The following is a 15,198-nucleotide window of genomic DNA, read 5'->3' on the forward strand; positions in this document are numbered from 1 at the left end:
AAAGTCAGCGAGGTAGTACGGCAACCCAACCGCTCAACCGCCCACCCCTCCTTTCGCACTGGCTGGAGCGACATCGCTCCCCATCCGATCAATCAGCACCGCGCTGGCTTCGTTAAGCCCCAGCACCTGCACCGTGCAGCCATGGTGGCGCAGGCGCTCCACCACCTTGTCGAGCGCTGCGACGGCGGTGATGTCCCAGAAGTGGGCGTGCGTCACGTCGATGACCACGGCGCGGCCTTCGGCGCCCAGCACGTCGAACGCCTCGATGAACGCATCGGCCGAGGCAAAAAACACCTGGCCGGACACGCGCCAGGTGCGCTGGCCCAAGGCCGTGGCACCAGCGCCATCTGCGTGATCGGCGCCATCCGCATCGTCGTGCACGCGCACCTCCAGCATGTGCGAGACCTTGAACGCAAAGAACACCCCGCTGAGCACCACGCCCACGGCCACGCCAGCCGCCAGGTTGTGCGTGGCGATGGTGACGGCCACGGTGGCCAGCATGGCGGCGCTGGACAGGCGGGGGTGGCGCACCAGGGCGCCCAGCGATTTCCAGTCGAACGTTTCGGCCGACACCATGACCATGATGGCCACCAGCGCAATCACCGGCACCTTGGATACCCAGTCTTTCAGCGCCACCATGAGGATCAGCAGAAACACCCCGGCAAACAACGTGGACAGGCGCCCGCGCCCGCCGTACTTCACGTTGCCCACGGCCTGGCCGATCATTCCGCAGCCCGCAATGCCGCCAAACAGGCTGGCCGCGATGTTGGCCACGCCCAGCCCCGCACATTCGCGGTTCTTGTCGCTGGGGGTGTCAGTCAGCTCATCGACCACGGCGGCGGTGAGCACTGATTCAAGCAGGCCCACCATGGCAATCGCCAACGCAGGCAGGAGGATGATGCGCAGGGTGTCGAGCGACGCGGGCACCTGCGGCAGCGCAAACACAGGCAACGCGTCGGGCAGTTTGCCGAGGTCACCCACCGTGGGCAGGTGCAGCCCCAGCGCCAATGCCAGCACCGTGAGCACCACCACGCAGATCAGCGGTGACGGAATGGCGGTGAGCCCAGGCCATGCCAGCCGCTGGCCCAGCCACGGCAGGCCGTAGATGAGCGCCAGCCCCAACGCCAGCGCGCCCCAGGTGGCCGCGCTGGCGCCGTGCAGGTGCGGCAGTTGCGCGGCAAAGATCAGGATGGCCAGCGCATTGACGAAGCCCGTGCGCACCGAGCTGGACACGAAGCGCATCAACACACCGAGCTTCATCAGCCCAAACGCCACCTGCACCGCGCCTGCCAGCAGCCCCCGCCGCCAGCAGGTAGCCCAGTCCGTGCGACTGCACCAGCGGCGCAGCCACCAGCGCCACCGAGCCTGCCGCCGCCGACACCATCGCAGGCCGTCCGCCGGTGAAGGCGATGACCAGGCTGATGACAAACGAGGCAAAGAGCCCCACCGAAGGGTCCACGCCCGCCACGAAGGAGAAGGCGATGACTTCGGGGATGAGCGCAAACGTGGCCACAGCCCCGGCCAGCAGCTCGCGCGGAATGCTGGGCGCCCATTCGGCGCGCAGACGGGTCAGGGTGGAAGGGTTCATGCGGTGTGCCCTGCAAAAAACAAAGCGCGCCCGAAGGCGCGCTGCGAGGAATTTCAGATCAAAATAGGCTCTAGCGCTTATCCATTAAGCGCCAATAGCTACAAATATTATAGCAATCGAATACAAAGGATCTTACCGAGGCTGGGAGCCACGCGCTCGCACCGATTCCGCTCTTTTCAGTGCGCGCAGCCCCACCAGCGGCCACCGCGCAAGGGCCGCCCCGCCGCGCTGGTGGCGTCCCCCTTCCCGAATCGCATAGCGATTCGAGAGAAGGGGGAAGGCGCGCAGCGCCTCAGGGGGTTGTGCTCATCCTCCGTGGCACTTCTTGTACTTCTTGCCGCTGCCGCAGTGACACGGGTCATTACGCCCCGGCTCGGGGGCCTTGCGCACGGTTTCTACACGAGGGCCCATGCTCTTCCACAGCTGGCGCAGGTCGTACACGGCCCAGATGGCTTCGCCGAAGGCCTCGACGCGCGCCTGGCTGGTGCTGGGTGGGCCGTCTTCGTCGTACATGCAGACTTCGGGCTTGCCGGTGTCGTCTTCGGTCAGGGCGACGATGCGCTCCAGCGCATCGTCCAGCCACTTGGCGGCTTCCTTGTCGCGCGGGGCGGCCCAGTCTTCGGGCCAGTTTTCCACCGCAAACATGAAGCCCAGGGCCCACACCTGACCAAAGGACGGGATCTCCTGGTCGTCGCCCATTTCGGCGCGCTGCTCGTCGGTCAGGCTGGCCACGGCGCCGCGCATGTCCATGGCTTCGGGTTGGAAGGTGCGGTCGTCGTCCAGCGTCTTCACGTCGGTGTCGAGCTGGGTCACGATTTCGGCCCAGCGGCGGTTCCACAGCTCTAAAAAGCGCGCCTGCTGGGCGGCGTCAGCAAAGGCTGGCAACTGCGGCAGCGGGTCACCTTCGGCAACATCCAGCTCGGCGCCGTCGCCCAGCAGCATGGGCAGGTACTCGGCCGGGGCGATGGGGCGGCGGCTGCAGATCAGCGCGGTCATGAAGCCATCGCAGAACTCCCACTGCGGGATTTCCTCGCCGCGGGAGCGTAGGTCGTCGAGGATGTTGTCGATCTCTTCCAGCTCTTCAGGGCCCAGTGCGGCGGCCGGGGCGCCCGTGGGGTCATCAAGATCGTCGGTGGAGGGAGTGGGCGATGTGGGTTCGGTCATGGGGGCTCCGGTCGTCAAGCGAGAAAGCGGGGGCAGTAAAACATTGTTTTACTTTTATGATGCGCAGGCCTTGTGCCGTGGCGCTGGTGTAGCGGCGGAGGTACGGCGACCCGGGGTGGTGCCGGGCCTCAAAAGCGCCTTGCGCAACATGGCAACCCGATAAAAAGGCGGTCAGTGTAGCCCCCTCTCGCACCGCCACCAGAACCAGGACCCCCATGCTCCACCAACTGAACTCCCTGTACCCGGTGCGCTACACGGCCTTTGCGCTGTGCGTTTTCGGGCTGCTGCTGTCGCTGTTTGCGCTGGTGGCCTTCAATGTGGGGTTGCCCGTGGTGCTGGTGTTTGCTGCCCTGGTAGCAGTGGGCGTGTACGACCTGCAGCAGTCGCGCCACGCCATTTTGCGCAACTACCCGGTCATCGGGCACATCCGCTTCATGCTCGAATATGTGCGGCCCGAGGTGCGCCAGTATTTCATCGAGAGCGACAGCGAGGCCGCGCCGTTCTCGCGCGCGCAGCGTTCGCTGGTGTACCAGCGCGCCAAGGGCGAGCCAGACAACCGCCCCTTTGGCACGCACCTGGATGTTGGCGCGCAGGGCTATGAATGGGTGAACCATTCGATGGCGCCCACGCAGCTGCCGTCGCACGACTTTCGGGTGTGGATTGGCGGCAATCCCGATGCGCCGTCGCAGTCTGTAGCGCCTTGCACCCAGCCCTACCACGCCAGCGTGTTCAACATCTCGGCCATGAGCTTTGGCGCGCTGTCGGCCAACGCCATCCTGGCGCTGAACCAGGGTGCAAAAAAAGGCGGCTTCGCGCACGACACGGGCGAGGGCAGTATCAGCCAGCACCACCGCGTGCACGGCGGCGACCTGATTTGGGAAATCGGCTCGGGCTACTTTGGCTGCCGCAACCCCGATGGCACCTTCAGCGAAGAGCGTTTTGCGGCCAGCGCCACCGACCCGCAGGTCAAGATGATCGAGCTGAAGCTCAGCCAGGGCGCCAAGCCAGGCCACGGCGGCGTGCTGCCCGGCGCCAAGGTAACGATCGAGATCGCCGCCGCGCGCGGCGTGAAGGAGGGCGAGGCCTGCATCTCGCCCGCCAGCCACAGCGCGTTCAGCAACCCGGTGGAGATGATGCAGTTCATCGCGCGGCTGCGCACGCTGTCGGGCGGTAAACCCACGGGCTTCAAGTTCTGCCTGGGCCACCCGTGGGAGTGGTTTGCCATCGTCAAGGCCATGCTGGTCACGGGCATCACGCCCGATTTCATCGTGGTCGATGGCGCCGAGGGCGGCACGGGCGCTGCGCCTGTCGAATTCACCGACCACGTGGGCGCCCCGCTGCAAGAAGGCCTGCTGCTGGTGCACAACACGCTGGTGGGCGCGAACCTGCGCGACCGCGTGCGCATCGGCTGCGCGGGCAAGGTGATCAGCGCCTTCGACATCGCGCGCATGATGGCGCTGGGCGCCGACTGGTGCAACGCTGGGCGCGGCTTCATGATGGCGCTGGGCTGCATTCAGGCGCAAAACTGCCACACCGGCCACTGCCCCACGGGCGTGGCCACGCAAGACCCGCTGCGCCAGCAGGCCCTGGTGGTGCCCGACAAGGCCACGCGCGTGGCGCAGTTTCACCGCAGCACGCTGCACGCGCTGCAGGAGCTGGTGCAGGCCGCCGGGCTGCGCCACCCCAAGGACATCACGGCCCACCACATCGTGCGCCGCATCAGCGACACCGAGGTGCGCCTGCTGTCCAACCTGATCACGCGCATGCAACCGGGCGCGCTCCTGGGCCCGCTCGACGCGCAGCACAACGTGTTCCGCCTGTACTGGCCCTTGGCCAGCGCGCACAGCTTTCAGGCCAGCGAGCCTGCACTGGAACCCTCCATCCCCCACCATGTCGAGCTGGTGCACGCAGCAGCAGCGGGCACCGCTGCTGCGGTGGCAGGGGATGCCGCCGTATGAACTTGACGATGGACGCATCCGCCCCCACCCACACCACCGCCCCGGACTACGCCGCCTTTTTGCAGCAGCAACTGGCCACCCAGCCCCACAACGTGATGGCCCATGTGCTGGGCCACGAACAGATCTGGATCAAGCGCGCCGGCGCGCCCCACGGCACGGGCCGCTACCGCGCCATGGCCGTGCTGGCCGCCCTGCTGCGGTTGGACGCCCTGCGCCCCGTGCCCAACCCCGGCGGCCCTGCGGCCATTGCCACCGAAGTGCAGCGCCTGCGTGACCTGGCCGCGCGCGGCATCCGCGTGCCCGTGGTGCTGGCCGCCTTGCCCCATGGTTTTGCCATGCTCCACCTGGGCCACACGGGGGAAGAGATTCATTCGCTGGGCAACGAGATCGACCATGCCGTACAGGCGGGCGACACGGCCACCGTTCTGGCGCTGTGGCAGCAGGGGCTGGACACCTTGGCCCAGGTGCACCGCCAAGGCACCTGCCTGAGCCAGGCCTTTGCTCGCAACATGGTGCGCTGCCCCGATGGCGAAGTGGCCTGCATCGACTTTGAGGACGACCCCGCCGCCGTGCTGCCCCTGGCGGTGTCCCATGTGCGCGATGCGCTGTGTTACGCGCACTCCACCGCGATCTACCTGCACACCAGCGGCACGCTGACCGAGGGGCGCGAGCGCTGGGTGGCGTGGGTGGCGCAGGAGAGCGCGGAGATGCGGGCGGTGCTGGCGACCAGTGTCCGGCGGATGGGGTGGATGGGGCTTTTGCCGGCAAGCCGCAGGCTGGGGCGGGATTTGCAGCGGGTGCGGGCGGCGTACGAGTTGCTCAGCAGATGAAACGCGGCCGTTCCTATCAAGCTGTGGTTGTCCGCTGACAGCGCCGAGCGCGCTCATCGCCTATCGTTCAGGTGGAGCTTCCTCCAGCCCTCCCTTCTTTCCATGCCACTGCCCGCCGCTGCCAGCCCAGCCGCCCCTGAGCCCACGCCCTTGCCCACCACCTCCGACAAGACCCGCCGCAGCCGACCGCCCACCCTGTCGCGGGCTGCCTGGAAGCAGTTCATGGGCGTGGCCCGGCCCTACTGGGCAGGCGACAAGAAGCGCACCGCCTGGGGCCTGATGGCACTGTTGATCGCCCTCATGGTGTGCGAGACCCAGCTGGCCGTCATGCTGATCGACAAAACGGGGGAGATGACATCGGCCCTGGCGGCCAAGCAGGCCGACCGCTTCTGGATCGCGGTGCGCACCAGCCTTGTTGTACTGGCATTCGCGGTGCCGGTGTACGCCTTTTATTACTACATGCGCGATGCGTTTTCCAACCACTGGCGGCGCTGGCTCACCCACCGTTTCCTGGATGGCTATCTGAGCGAACGCAAGTACTACGAGATCGGCGCGGGCGGCGACATCGACAACCCCGACCAGCGCATCAGCGAAGACATCAACACCTTCACCAGCCGGTCCACGCACTTCCTGCTGATTTTCATCGGCTCGCTGATGCAGCTGGTGGCGTTCAGCGCGGTGTTGTGGTCCATCTCCAAGACGCTGGTGGCTTTTTTGGCGGTGTATGCCCTGCTGGGCACCTTCGGGGCGCTGTACTTTTTTGGCGCGCCGCTGATCCGGCTGAACTTCTGGCAGATCCGCCGCGAGGCAGACTTCCGGTTCGGGCTGATGCGGCTGCGCGAAAACGCTGAATCCATCGCCTTCTACCGGGGCGAACCCCAGGAGCGCGTGCAGATCGACCACCGGTTCGAGGCTGCGTTTACCAACTTCGCCCGGCTCATCAAAAAGCAGCTCTCGCTCAACCTGTACCAGCGCTCTTTCAGCCAGCTTACCTTGATCCTGCCCAGCATCCTCCTGGCCAATGCGGTGCTGTCGGGCGAGCTGGAGGTGGGCCGGGCCATCCAGGCGGCAGGCGCATTTGCCGCCGTGCTGGGCGCCATCTCGCTCATCGTGGACAACTTCGAGAGCCTGAGCCGGTTTGTGGCGGGCATCGACCGGCTCCATACCCTGTCGCAGGTCGTGCTCAAAACCCCTGCCGCGCCCACTCCCTGGGCCGAGCCCGCCCCAGCAGGCCAACCTGCGGACGATGCGACGCCCGCGATCAACGCCCACGACCCCTCCGAGCCCCCACCGCAAATCACCACCCGCATCGGCGACACGCTGGCCATCGAAGGGCTCTCGCTTTACACCCCCCACTTCGGTCGCCTGCTCGTGGCCGACCTCTCGCTGCAGCTACAGCCCGGCGACGCGCTGCTCATCACCGGCCCGAGCGGCTGCGGCAAAAGCTCGCTCTTGCGTGCCATTGCCGGCCTGTGGCACACGGGCAGTGGCACCGTGCAGCACCCGCCCCTGGAAGACATGTTCTTCCTGCCCCAGCGCCCCTACATGCAGATTGACACACTGCGCAGCCAGATCATCTACCCGAGCAAGCAGACGGCGCTGAGCGACGAACGCCTGCTGGAGCTGCTGCAGGAGGTGCACCTCGAATCACTGTCCGAACGTGTGGGTGGGCTCAACGCGTCCTACGACTGGGAGAAACTGCTGTCCGTGGGCGAGCAACAGCGCCTGGCCTTTGCCCGCGTGCTGGCGCGCCAGCCCAGCATCGTCATCCTGGATGAAGCCACCAGCGCGCTGGACAGCGCCAACGAAACCGCCCTCTACGAACGCCTGCGCGCCAGCGGCACCACCCTCATCAGCATCGCCCACCGCCCCGCCGTGCTCAAACACCACACGCACGTGCTGGAGTTCAAGGGCGAAGGGGCTTGGGAGTTGCACGCGGCAGCGGACTTCAGATTTGATAGCTGAGCGCGGCGGCTCAAGCGACGGCGGGGCAGCTTCGCCCGATGAGAGCAGGTCGGGTTACGCTTCGCCAACCCGACCTACATGACTTCCGCAATGACCGACTTTGAGATCTACACACCCACAGCAGAAGAAGTTCACTCCGGCGTCTTAGGCCGTCGGATGCGGCAATTCAACTACGGGTTCGTCGGTGAGTACGGCCAGTCCCAGCCGGTGTGGGTGAGCGCGCGTGACGCGCAGGGCGAATTGGTAGGCGGGCTGCGCGGATTCGTGTTTTTGCAATGGCTGAATGTGGAACTGCTGTTTGTGGACGAAGCCGCCCGGCACCAAGGAGTGGGCCGCAACCTGCTGGCCACGGCAGAGCAGAAAGCCCGCGAATTGGGCGCCCACAGCGTGACGCTGAGCACCTTTGAGTGGCAGGCGCGCGAGTTCTATCTTAAACAGGGCTATGAGGAGTTTGGGCACATCGACAACTACATCCAGGGATTTCAGCTGGTGTATTTGAAGAAGGCTTTGATGCCCTGATGTCCTCGGCCAGCGTGCCTACGCGTCTTCAAAAGTCCCGCGCGAACCACAGCCAGGCAGCGACACCCAGACAACCCAGCGAGAGCACAACAAAGACCCAGTAGAGGCCGGGAATGCCCCCTACCGCAGTCAACTTGTTCGACTGCAACCCATCCTGCTCGGCGCGCGACAAAGGATCCACTCCAACAGCCCGGCCAGACGATGGCGGTACAGCCCAGATCTTGTGGCCGGACGTCCGTTCAAACTGACGCGCATCGAAAGCGAGGTACGCGAAGAAGCCTGCAAGGACCAGAAAACCAAGCGGCCCCATACCGATCCTTATAGTGACAGACGGATCAAAGAGCGTTCAATCCACCGCAGCGACGGGTACCTCTTCAAGCACCAACTGCGTCGCCACTTGCGCATCCAGCAGCGCCAACCGCTTGCGCATACAAATCACCGCCTTGTCCTTGCTCAGCAAAATCGCCCGGTGTGCCGCCGCCAGGTCGATGAACTTCTGGTCGTCCGCGTCCTTGCACACATAGGCCACCTTGGGCGCGATCTCCACCAGCCGCGCCTGCGCATCAAATGCAGCGAGTACCTGCGCTGCATCCATGCGGTAGTAGTCCATGCGCCCAACGATGTGAGGATAGGCCAGCACACGCTCCAGTTCGTCACGCATGACCTGGGTCGCTATCCAGGCCAGGCGCCCTTGAGCCAGCAGTGCGCGCAGGGGGGCGGTGCGCGGGTCGCTGAAGATCAGCAGGTCGAGCGCGACGTTGGTATCCACCACCACGGGGCGGGCGGGTTCGCCCGGTGCAGCCTCGGCGGGCAGGCGCAGTTCAACCTGCATTGCGCGGGTCGTTTTCAGGGGCGGGTTTTGCAGCACGGTCGCGCACCGCGCCCTTGATCATGTCGAAGCGGAACATGCGGCATTCGATGGGGCCGTTCCACATGGGCACGCGGCGCGATTCCTTCAGGCGCATCTTGCCGGGCAGCTTGAGGTCGGGTGTGAGCATCCAGGCCTGCCAACCAGCGTAGTTCTTCTTCCAGTGCGAGGCCAGCTGGCTGAAGAATTCGCCGCCATCCTCGGTCTGCGCCTCTTCGCGGCCCACGGCCATGCCCTGGGCGCGGTCGGCGGCGCGCTCGCTGGCGTTGCGGCCTGCGCTACCAGCGGCAGCAATGCGCTCGCCGTAGGGCGGGTTCAGCAGCATCACGCCAGGCTGGTCGCACGGCGGCATACGCTGCAACGCGTCGCCGCCGCGCAGCTGCACCGCGTCGGCTACGCCCGCGCGCTCGGCGTTGCGCTGGGCAAAGTCGACCATGCGGAAGGCCACATCACTGCCAAACAGGGGCACAGCGCTTTTCTGTATTGCGCTTTCAGCTTCGTTTTTAATAGCATCCCAGACATGAGCCTGGAACGGCAGCAGCTTCTCGAACGCAAAGCGCCGCAGCATGCCCGCCGGGATGCGGCAGGCGATCTGCGCGGCCTCGATCACGATGGTGCCGCTGCCGCAGCAGGGGTCGTACAGCGGCTGGGGGTTGTCGCCGTGCGGGTCCCAGCCGCTGGCAGCAATCATGGCGGCGGCCAGGGTTTCTTTCAGTGGCGCGTCGCCCTTGTCCTCGCGCCAGCCGCGCTTGAACAGCGGCTCGCCCGAGGTGTCGATGTAGATCGTGGCCTCGTCGGTGGTCAGGTGCAGGTGGATGCGCACGTCGGGCCACTGGGTGTTCACGTCGGGGCGCACGCCGCTCTTGGCGCGAAAGCGGTCGGCCACGGCATCCTTGACCTTGAGGCCCGCAAAGTTCAGGCTCTGCAGCGGGCTGTGCTGGGCGGTTACCTCGACCTTGAAGGTCTGACGCGTGGTGAACCAGATCTCCCAGGCCACGTCGCTGGCCATGGCATAGAGATCGTTCTCGGAGCGGTACGGGCGGTGCGCCAACTGCACCAGTACGCGCTGGGCCAGTCGGCTGTGCAGGTTGAGCAGCAGCGCCTCGCGCCACGAAGCGCGCAGCAGCACGCCGCCACGGCCGACCAGCAGGTCTTGCCCCGTGAGGCCGGTGATGCCATGCACCTCGTCGGCCAGAAAGCCCTCCACACCAGCGGCGCAGGGGAGAAAAAGTTGGAGTTGGTTCATGTCGATGGGGAGGATACGCGCTCGGAAGGTGCGTGGGAATCCGGCGTTCCCGCGCGGGCCAGCAGCAATTGGCGGATGGATTCAGGAATCGGCGCCACCTTGCGGTCGGCCTTGCCGATGAAGACGATGCCGATCTTGCCGCGCGCCACCTCGCGGCCTGAGGTCTTCTCGGTCATGCAAAAGACCAGGTCAAACCCATAGCGGTTGAAGTCCGCTGGGGCCATCTCCACGCGCATGGTCTCGCCATGGAAACCTTCGGACTTGTACTGCGCCACGATGTCACCGACCACGATGGACAGCCCGCCCACGTCGGCCTCGGGGTAGCCCAGCGACTGGAAGAAGCGCACCCGCGCTTCAGAGACCAGGCTCAGCAGTTGCGCGTTGTCCAGGTGCCCGCCCTGGTTGACGTGGCTGATGTAGATCTGCAGCTCGGTGGCAAAGCCGAAGTGCGGGGGGAGGTCGAAGACGATGCGGGCCATGGTGGGGTGGCGGATAGAAAAACGAAAAATTCAAACAGGGCGAGCCATGCGCCCCCAACCGGGGTACCTACAGCGCCTTGCGCAGGTTGGCCGGCGCGATCTTGAGCGCCTCACGGTACTTGGCCACGGTGCGGCGTGCGCACTCGATGCCCTGTTCCTTGAGCATCTCGGCGATCTGGCTGTCTGACAGCGGCTTGGCGGGGCTTTCTGCGGCCACAAACTGCTTGATGAGGGCGCGCACGGCGGTGCTGGACGCGTTGCCGCCGGTCTCGGTACCCAGGCCCGAGCCAAAGAAGTACTTCAGCTCATACGTGCCAATTGGCGTGGCCATGTATTTGGCGGTGGTCACGCGGCTGATGGTGGATTCGTGCAGGCCCAGTTCGTCGGCGATGTCGCGCAGCACCAGCGGGCGCATGGCCAACTCGCCGTGGGTGAAGAAGCTTTTTTGCCGCTCCACGATGGCGCGCGAGACGCGCAGGATGGTGTCAAAGCGCTGCTGGATGTTCTTGATGAACCAGCGGGCCTCCTGCAGGCGCTGCTGCATGCCCTGGTGACCCTCGCCGCCCTTGTGGCCGCGCAGGGCACCGGCGTAGATGTCGTGCACGCGCAGGCGCGGCATCACATCGGGGTTGAGGCTGACGATGAAGTTGTGCTGGCCGTCGCGGCCGTTAGCGCGCCCGGCTTTGCGCACGATGACATCGGGAATGATGATGTTGCGCTCCACGTCGGCAAAGCGACGGCCGGGGCGGGGCTCCAGGCGAGCGATCAGCGCCATGGCGGCGCGGGTGCGCTCTTCGCCGTCGCCACACAGCTGCGTCAGGCGGCGGATGTCGCGGCGGGCCAGCATCTCCAGCGGCTGCTGGCAAATGCGCAGCGCGGTCTGCACCGTGTCGGGGTCAGCATCACTGTCCTCGTCGGCAGCCAGGGCCGTGAGCTGCAGCGTCAGGCATTCGGCCAGGTTGCGCGCACCCACGCCGGTGGGCTCCAGGCTTTGCAGCAGGCGCTGGGCCACGGTGAAGCGGTGCACCAGCTCTTCGATTTGCTCCAGGTCGTCCGGCCCGGCCAGGCTGATGGCCAGCTCTTCCAGCGGCTCTTCGAGGTAACCGTCGTCGTTCAGCGATTCAATGAGAAAACGCAGCGCGGCGCGGTCGATCTCGGACAAGCGCAGCGCCAGCGCCTGACGGTGCAAGAAGGCGGTCAGCGATTCATGCGAACGGGCTAGCTCGGTGGCGTCGGCCTCGTCGCCTTCGGAGTCGTTGCGGTTGCGGGCGGGCGCATCCCCGCCCCACTCCGCGTCGTTGGGCGCCATTTCTACCGTACCGTCACCGCTCCAGTCAGGCTCGTCAGCGCCAGCACTCGGTGTTTCAGCATCATTTTGGCCTTCAGCGCTTGTACTGCTTGCGCTGGTAGCTCCTGAAAATATAGCATCATCCGCACTGTACTCATCGGGCTGCGCAGGCGTGTCGGCGGCTTCGAGGCCAAACTCCTCGCGCGGAGCTTCGTCGGCATTGCGTTCGAGGAACGGGTTTTCGTCGAGCATCTGCTCGACTTCCTGCGAGAGTTCGAGCGTGGACAACTGCAGCAGCCGGATGGACTGCTGAAGCTGGGGGGTCAGTGCAAGATGCTGCGAGACGCGCAGCGAGAGTCCAGGCTTCATCACATGCGGAAATGTTCGCCCAGGTACACCCTGCGCACTTCGGCGTTGTCCACGATCTCGGACGGCGTGCCCTGCGCGAGCACGCGGCCATCGCTGATGATGAAGGCGTGGTCGCAGATGCCCAGCGTCTCGCGCACGTTATGGTCGGTGATGAGCACACCAATGCCCCGCGCCTTCAGGAAGCCGATGATGCGCTGGATCTCGATCACGGCAATGGGGTCGATGCCGGCAAAGGGCTCGTCCAGCAGGATGAAACGCGGTTGTGTGGCCAGGGCCCGGGCAATCTCGACGCGGCGGCGCTCGCCGCCGGACAGGGCCATGGCGGGCGAGGCGCGCAGGTGGTCCACGCGCAGCTCCTGCAGCAGGGCCGTCAGGCGCTCTTCAATGGCATCGCGCGACAGCGGCTGGCCGTCATCACCACGCTGCAGTTCCAGCACGGCGCGCACGTTCTCTTCGACCGTGAGCTTGCGGAAGATGGAGGCCTCTTGCGGCAGGTACGACAGGCCCAGGCGCGAGCGCCGGTGAATGGGCATGTGGGCCACCGATTGGCCGTCGATGCGGATGTCTCCCTCGTCGCTGCGCACCAGCCCCACGATCATGTAGAACGAGGTGGTCTTGCCCGCGCCGTTGGGGCCGAGCAGCCCCACGACCTCACCTTTTTGCACGACCAGCGACACGTCCTTGACGACCTTGCGGCTGCCATAGGACTTGGCCAGGTGCTGCACCTCCAGGCGGCTACCCGCCTGAGTGTCAGGACCGGTACTCAAAGCGGGCCCACTCACTTGGCGCCGCCGCCAAGGCTGTTGCTGGGGCGCAGCGCCGGGGCTGAGGCCGGGGACGCCGCCTCGGGGGCCGCCGCAGCGGGCGGTGGATCTTTGGGGGCCAGCACGGCGCGCACGCGGCTGCCCGGTGCGGGGGCATCACCCGCAGCGTTGGTGGCGGTGCGCTTGCCGTCCACGGAGAACACGTCGGTCAGGTTGTTGTAGACAATCACGGCGCCGGTGATCTCGTCGCTGAGCACCGCGCCCCGGTAGCGGCGCAGCTCGGCACGGGTGATGAAGCGCACGTTGTCGGCCTTGCCGTCGTACTCGATGACTTCGCTCTCGCCTTCGATGAACTCGTCGGGTGCGCCCGGCAGGGTGTCGCGCTTTTGCCGGAAGAAGGCGCGCTTGCCGGGCTCTGCCGTGACCACGCCGTACTGGTAGCCATCGGCATCCTGGCGTACGTCCAGCCGCGCGCCGCGCAGCACGATGGAGCCCTTGGTCATGACCACGCGGCCAGAGAACACGCTGGTCTGCTTGAGTTCATCGTGGCGCAAAGCGTCCGCCTCGATGTTCATGGGCTTGGCGCGGTCGGCCTTTTCGGCATGGGCCACACCGAAGGTGCAGGCCAGGGCCGCGAGCAGGAGGATCGGAAGGAGGCGATGGTTCATAGGGCACGAATCTTGCAATCATTGTAGCCACCCCGTCGCGTTCCTCCATGAAAAAAGCCCGCATGTGCGGGCTTTTGCCAATGGGAACCGGCGGTCGGGCGAAAACCGTCAGCCTTTGCGGGCCACTGTCGCCAAATGTTCCACCACCTGCAGCACGTTTTGCATGCTGCCCGCCATGGTGCCATCGGTGTAGAACTTGCCCGCCACACCCATCGAGGGCACGCCCTCCACACCGTAGGCGTCCTGCAGTTGCGAAGCACGGCGAACCTGGTTGGACACGCTGAACGAGGTGTAGATTTCCTTGAACTTGGTGGCGTCCACACCCTGTTGGGCCACCCAGGCAAAAATTTCGTCGTCCTTGGCCAGCTTCTGCTTTTCCACATGGATGGCGCGGAACACCTTGGCGTGCAGGGCTTCGAGCTTGCTCATGCCTTCCAGGGCGTAGTACAACTTTTGCTGGGGCACAAAGCTCGCGTTGAAGGCCACGGGCATACGACGGACGGAGAGGTCCTTGGGGGCGGCCTTGACCCAGGCGTCGAGCGCGGGTTCAAAGGCGTTGCAGTGGGGGCAGCTGTACCAGAAGAACTCGATCACATCGACCTTGCCCGCAGGCGCGTCGGGCGCTACCGGCTTGTCCAGCCGCCGGAAGTCCTTGCCCTCCTTGAACTGGCGGGCCTGAGCCAGCGCGGGGGTGGCCACTGGCAACGTCAGGGCGGAAGCGGCAACCGCCGAGGCGGCGGACAAAGAAAACTCACGGCGTTTCATGACAAAGACTCTCCTGTTACAGGTCTGGGGGATGTGAGCCATGCCCCCGCAAAAAGTTCAGCCTCCCGAAGCTTGGCGCATCAGCGCTGCACGCGCACCAGCGCCGACTCCAGACCGGCGCCATCGAGCTTCTCCTTGAGCTGCTCGGCGTCGTCGCGTTTGGTGAACGGCCCCACACGCACGCGGAACACCGCCCGGCCATTTTGCTCACGCTCGCTCACGCGGGCCTCCCAGCCCAGCATGGCCAGCTTGGCGCGCTGCGCATCGGCGTCCGCCTGGGTGCGGAAAGCCCCGGCCTGGACAAAGTAGTCGAACGGGTCCAGATTGCCCTTGGCAGCAGCCTTGGCCACGGCCAGATCGCCCAGCGGGTCGGCGCCGGGCTTGGTTTCAGCCTTGGCCTCGGGCTTGCTGGCAGCGGGCTTGGGTGCGGGCGCCGATGCCACAGCCCGCGCATCCGGCGCGGCCGGGGTGGGCGCCGAGGCAGCCACAGCGGGCGGGGCTGCCGGGCGAGCCGGGTTCTTGCCATACAAAGGCGAATTGGGATCCCAGTTCTTGTTCTTCTGGGTCTCGGCGGCGTCCATGTCCACGCCCCGGCCATTGCCCTTGTTGAGGAAGGGCACCGGCACCTTGGTCACGTACACCGCCACAGCCAAGGCAGCGCCCAGGCCCACGATGACCCCAACGATAAAGCCGACGATGGTCCCGCCCGTCTGTTGTTTCTTCATAG

At 65.8% G+C, this 15,198-nt stretch carries 14 protein-coding genes and 1 pseudogene; 4 read left to right on the top strand and 11 right to left on the bottom strand.

Going from position 1 to position 15,198, the window contains the following annotated elements:
• Nucleotides 1-33: 33 nt before the first annotated feature.
• Both EXV95_RS14365 and EXV95_RS14370 read right to left on the bottom strand, forming a co-directional pair.
• A pseudogene (locus tag EXV95_RS14365) lies at nucleotides 34-1,588 on the bottom strand (SulP family inorganic anion transporter).
• A gap of 306 nt (nucleotides 1,589-1,894) precedes the next feature.
• On the bottom strand, nucleotides 1,895-2,752 hold the full coding sequence (locus EXV95_RS14370; protein ID WP_176887365.1) for a YecA family protein: 858 nt from the start codon (nucleotides 2,750-2,752) through the stop codon (nucleotides 1,895-1,897).
• A 215-nt stretch (nucleotides 2,753-2,967) separates the two neighbouring features.
• Here EXV95_RS14370 and EXV95_RS14375 point away from each other — a divergent pair, with 215 nt between their 5' ends.
• From EXV95_RS14375 to EXV95_RS14390, 4 genes are all read left to right on the top strand, one after another.
• The gene (locus tag EXV95_RS14375) at nucleotides 2,968-4,710 is read left to right on the top strand and encodes an FMN-binding glutamate synthase family protein (RefSeq protein WP_176887366.1); all 1,743 of its coding nucleotides are present in this window, start codon (nucleotides 2,968-2,970) and stop codon (nucleotides 4,708-4,710) included.
• 8 nt (nucleotides 4,711-4,718) lie between these two features.
• The gene (locus EXV95_RS14380; protein ID WP_176887367.1) at nucleotides 4,719-5,540 is read left to right on the top strand and encodes a hypothetical protein; all 822 of its coding nucleotides are present in this window, start codon (nucleotides 4,719-4,721) and stop codon (nucleotides 5,538-5,540) included.
• A 222-nt stretch (nucleotides 5,541-5,762) separates the two neighbouring features.
• Entirely contained in the window at nucleotides 5,763-7,505 is a 1,743-nt protein-coding gene (locus tag EXV95_RS14385; RefSeq protein WP_176889050.1) for an ABC transporter ATP-binding protein/permease, read from the top strand.
• A 78-nt stretch (nucleotides 7,506-7,583) separates the two neighbouring features.
• On the top strand, nucleotides 7,584-8,024 hold the full coding sequence (locus EXV95_RS14390) for a GNAT family N-acetyltransferase (protein WP_370460074.1): 441 nt from the start codon (nucleotides 7,584-7,586) through the stop codon (nucleotides 8,022-8,024).
• Between the two features lie 28 nt (nucleotides 8,025-8,052).
• Here EXV95_RS14390 and EXV95_RS14395 read toward each other — a convergent pair whose 3' ends face one another.
• From EXV95_RS14395 to EXV95_RS14435, 9 genes are all read right to left on the bottom strand, one after another.
• Nucleotides 8,053-8,334 (bottom strand): hypothetical protein, encoded by a 282-nt coding sequence (locus tag EXV95_RS14395; protein WP_176887368.1) that lies wholly within the window; start codon nucleotides 8,332-8,334, stop codon nucleotides 8,053-8,055.
• A 36-nt stretch (nucleotides 8,335-8,370) separates the two neighbouring features.
• Complete coding sequence (locus EXV95_RS14400; protein WP_176887369.1) at nucleotides 8,371-8,856, bottom strand: putative toxin-antitoxin system toxin component, PIN family; 486 nt, start codon at nucleotides 8,854-8,856, stop codon at nucleotides 8,371-8,373.
• Nucleotides 8,846-10,138, bottom strand: coding sequence for a class I SAM-dependent RNA methyltransferase (locus EXV95_RS14405; protein ID WP_176887370.1), 1,293 nt, complete (start codon nucleotides 10,136-10,138; stop codon nucleotides 8,846-8,848). Before EXV95_RS14405 ends, EXV95_RS14400 begins: the two co-directional genes overlap by 11 nt.
• Nucleotides 10,135-10,617, bottom strand: a complete 483-nt coding sequence (locus EXV95_RS14410; RefSeq protein WP_176887371.1) for a thioesterase family protein — start codon at nucleotides 10,615-10,617, stop codon at nucleotides 10,135-10,137. The genes EXV95_RS14405 and EXV95_RS14410 overlap by 4 nt, the downstream gene beginning before the upstream one ends.
• 67 nt (nucleotides 10,618-10,684) lie before the next feature.
• Nucleotides 10,685-12,274 (bottom strand): RNA polymerase factor sigma-54, encoded by a 1,590-nt coding sequence (locus EXV95_RS14415; RefSeq protein ID WP_055402490.1) that lies wholly within the window; start codon nucleotides 12,272-12,274, stop codon nucleotides 10,685-10,687.
• A complete protein-coding gene (lptB, locus tag EXV95_RS14420) occupies nucleotides 12,274-13,056 on the bottom strand; it encodes an LPS export ABC transporter ATP-binding protein (protein ID WP_176887372.1) in 783 nt (260 codons plus the stop codon). The genes EXV95_RS14415 and lptB overlap by 1 nt, the downstream gene beginning before the upstream one ends.
• Complete coding sequence (gene lptA / locus EXV95_RS14425; RefSeq protein ID WP_055402492.1) at nucleotides 13,053-13,706, bottom strand: lipopolysaccharide transport periplasmic protein LptA; 654 nt, start codon at nucleotides 13,704-13,706, stop codon at nucleotides 13,053-13,055. The genes lptB and lptA overlap by 4 nt, the downstream gene beginning before the upstream one ends.
• Nucleotides 13,707-13,814: 108 nt before the next feature.
• Nucleotides 13,815-14,471 (bottom strand): thiol:disulfide interchange protein DsbA/DsbL, encoded by a 657-nt coding sequence (locus EXV95_RS14430; RefSeq protein WP_176887373.1) that lies wholly within the window; start codon nucleotides 14,469-14,471, stop codon nucleotides 13,815-13,817.
• Between the two features lie 80 nt (nucleotides 14,472-14,551).
• Nucleotides 14,552-15,196: an SPOR domain-containing protein gene (locus EXV95_RS14435; protein WP_055397987.1), complete on the bottom strand. Its 645-nt coding sequence runs from the start codon at nucleotides 15,194-15,196 to the stop codon at nucleotides 14,552-14,554.
• Nucleotides 15,197-15,198 lie beyond the last annotated feature (2 nt).

This window comes from Acidovorax sp. JMULE5, from assembly GCF_013376875.1.
Lineage (GTDB): Bacteria > Pseudomonadota > Gammaproteobacteria > Burkholderiales > Burkholderiaceae_C > Acidovorax > Acidovorax facilis.

Excerpts from the sequence above, each read along its gene's own strand:
- EXV95_RS14375 (WP_176887366.1), top strand. The coding sequence starts at position 2,968 with ATGCTCCACCAACTGAACTCCCTGTACCCGGTGCGCTACACGGCCTTT.
- EXV95_RS14370 (WP_176887365.1), bottom strand. The coding sequence starts at position 2,752 with ATGACCGAACCCACATCGCCCACTCCCTCCACCGACGATCTTGATGAC.
- EXV95_RS14435 (WP_055397987.1), bottom strand. The coding sequence starts at position 15,196 with ATGAAGAAACAACAGACGGGCGGGACCATCGTCGGCTTTATCGTTGGG.
- EXV95_RS14380 (WP_176887367.1), top strand. The coding sequence starts at position 4,719 with ATGGACGCATCCGCCCCCACCCACACCACCGCCCCGGACTACGCCGCC.
- EXV95_RS14430 (WP_176887373.1), bottom strand. The coding sequence starts at position 14,471 with ATGAAACGCCGTGAGTTTTCTTTGTCCGCCGCCTCGGCGGTTGCCGCT.
- EXV95_RS14390 (WP_370460074.1), top strand. The coding sequence starts at position 7,584 with ATGACTTCCGCAATGACCGACTTTGAGATCTACACACCCACAGCAGAA.
- EXV95_RS14385 (WP_176889050.1), top strand. The coding sequence starts at position 5,763 with ATGGGCGTGGCCCGGCCCTACTGGGCAGGCGACAAGAAGCGCACCGCC.
- EXV95_RS14395 (WP_176887368.1), bottom strand. The coding sequence starts at position 8,334 with ATGGGGCCGCTTGGTTTTCTGGTCCTTGCAGGCTTCTTCGCGTACCTC.
- EXV95_RS14410 (WP_176887371.1), bottom strand. The coding sequence starts at position 10,617 with ATGGCCCGCATCGTCTTCGACCTCCCCCCGCACTTCGGCTTTGCCACC.
- EXV95_RS14405 (WP_176887370.1), bottom strand. The coding sequence starts at position 10,138 with ATGAACCAACTCCAACTTTTTCTCCCCTGCGCCGCTGGTGTGGAGGGC.
- EXV95_RS14415 (WP_055402490.1), bottom strand. The coding sequence starts at position 12,274 with ATGAAGCCTGGACTCTCGCTGCGCGTCTCGCAGCATCTTGCACTGACC.
- EXV95_RS14400 (WP_176887369.1), bottom strand. The coding sequence starts at position 8,856 with ATGCAGGTTGAACTGCGCCTGCCCGCCGAGGCTGCACCGGGCGAACCC.
- lptA (WP_055402492.1), bottom strand. The coding sequence starts at position 13,706 with ATGAACCATCGCCTCCTTCCGATCCTCCTGCTCGCGGCCCTGGCCTGC.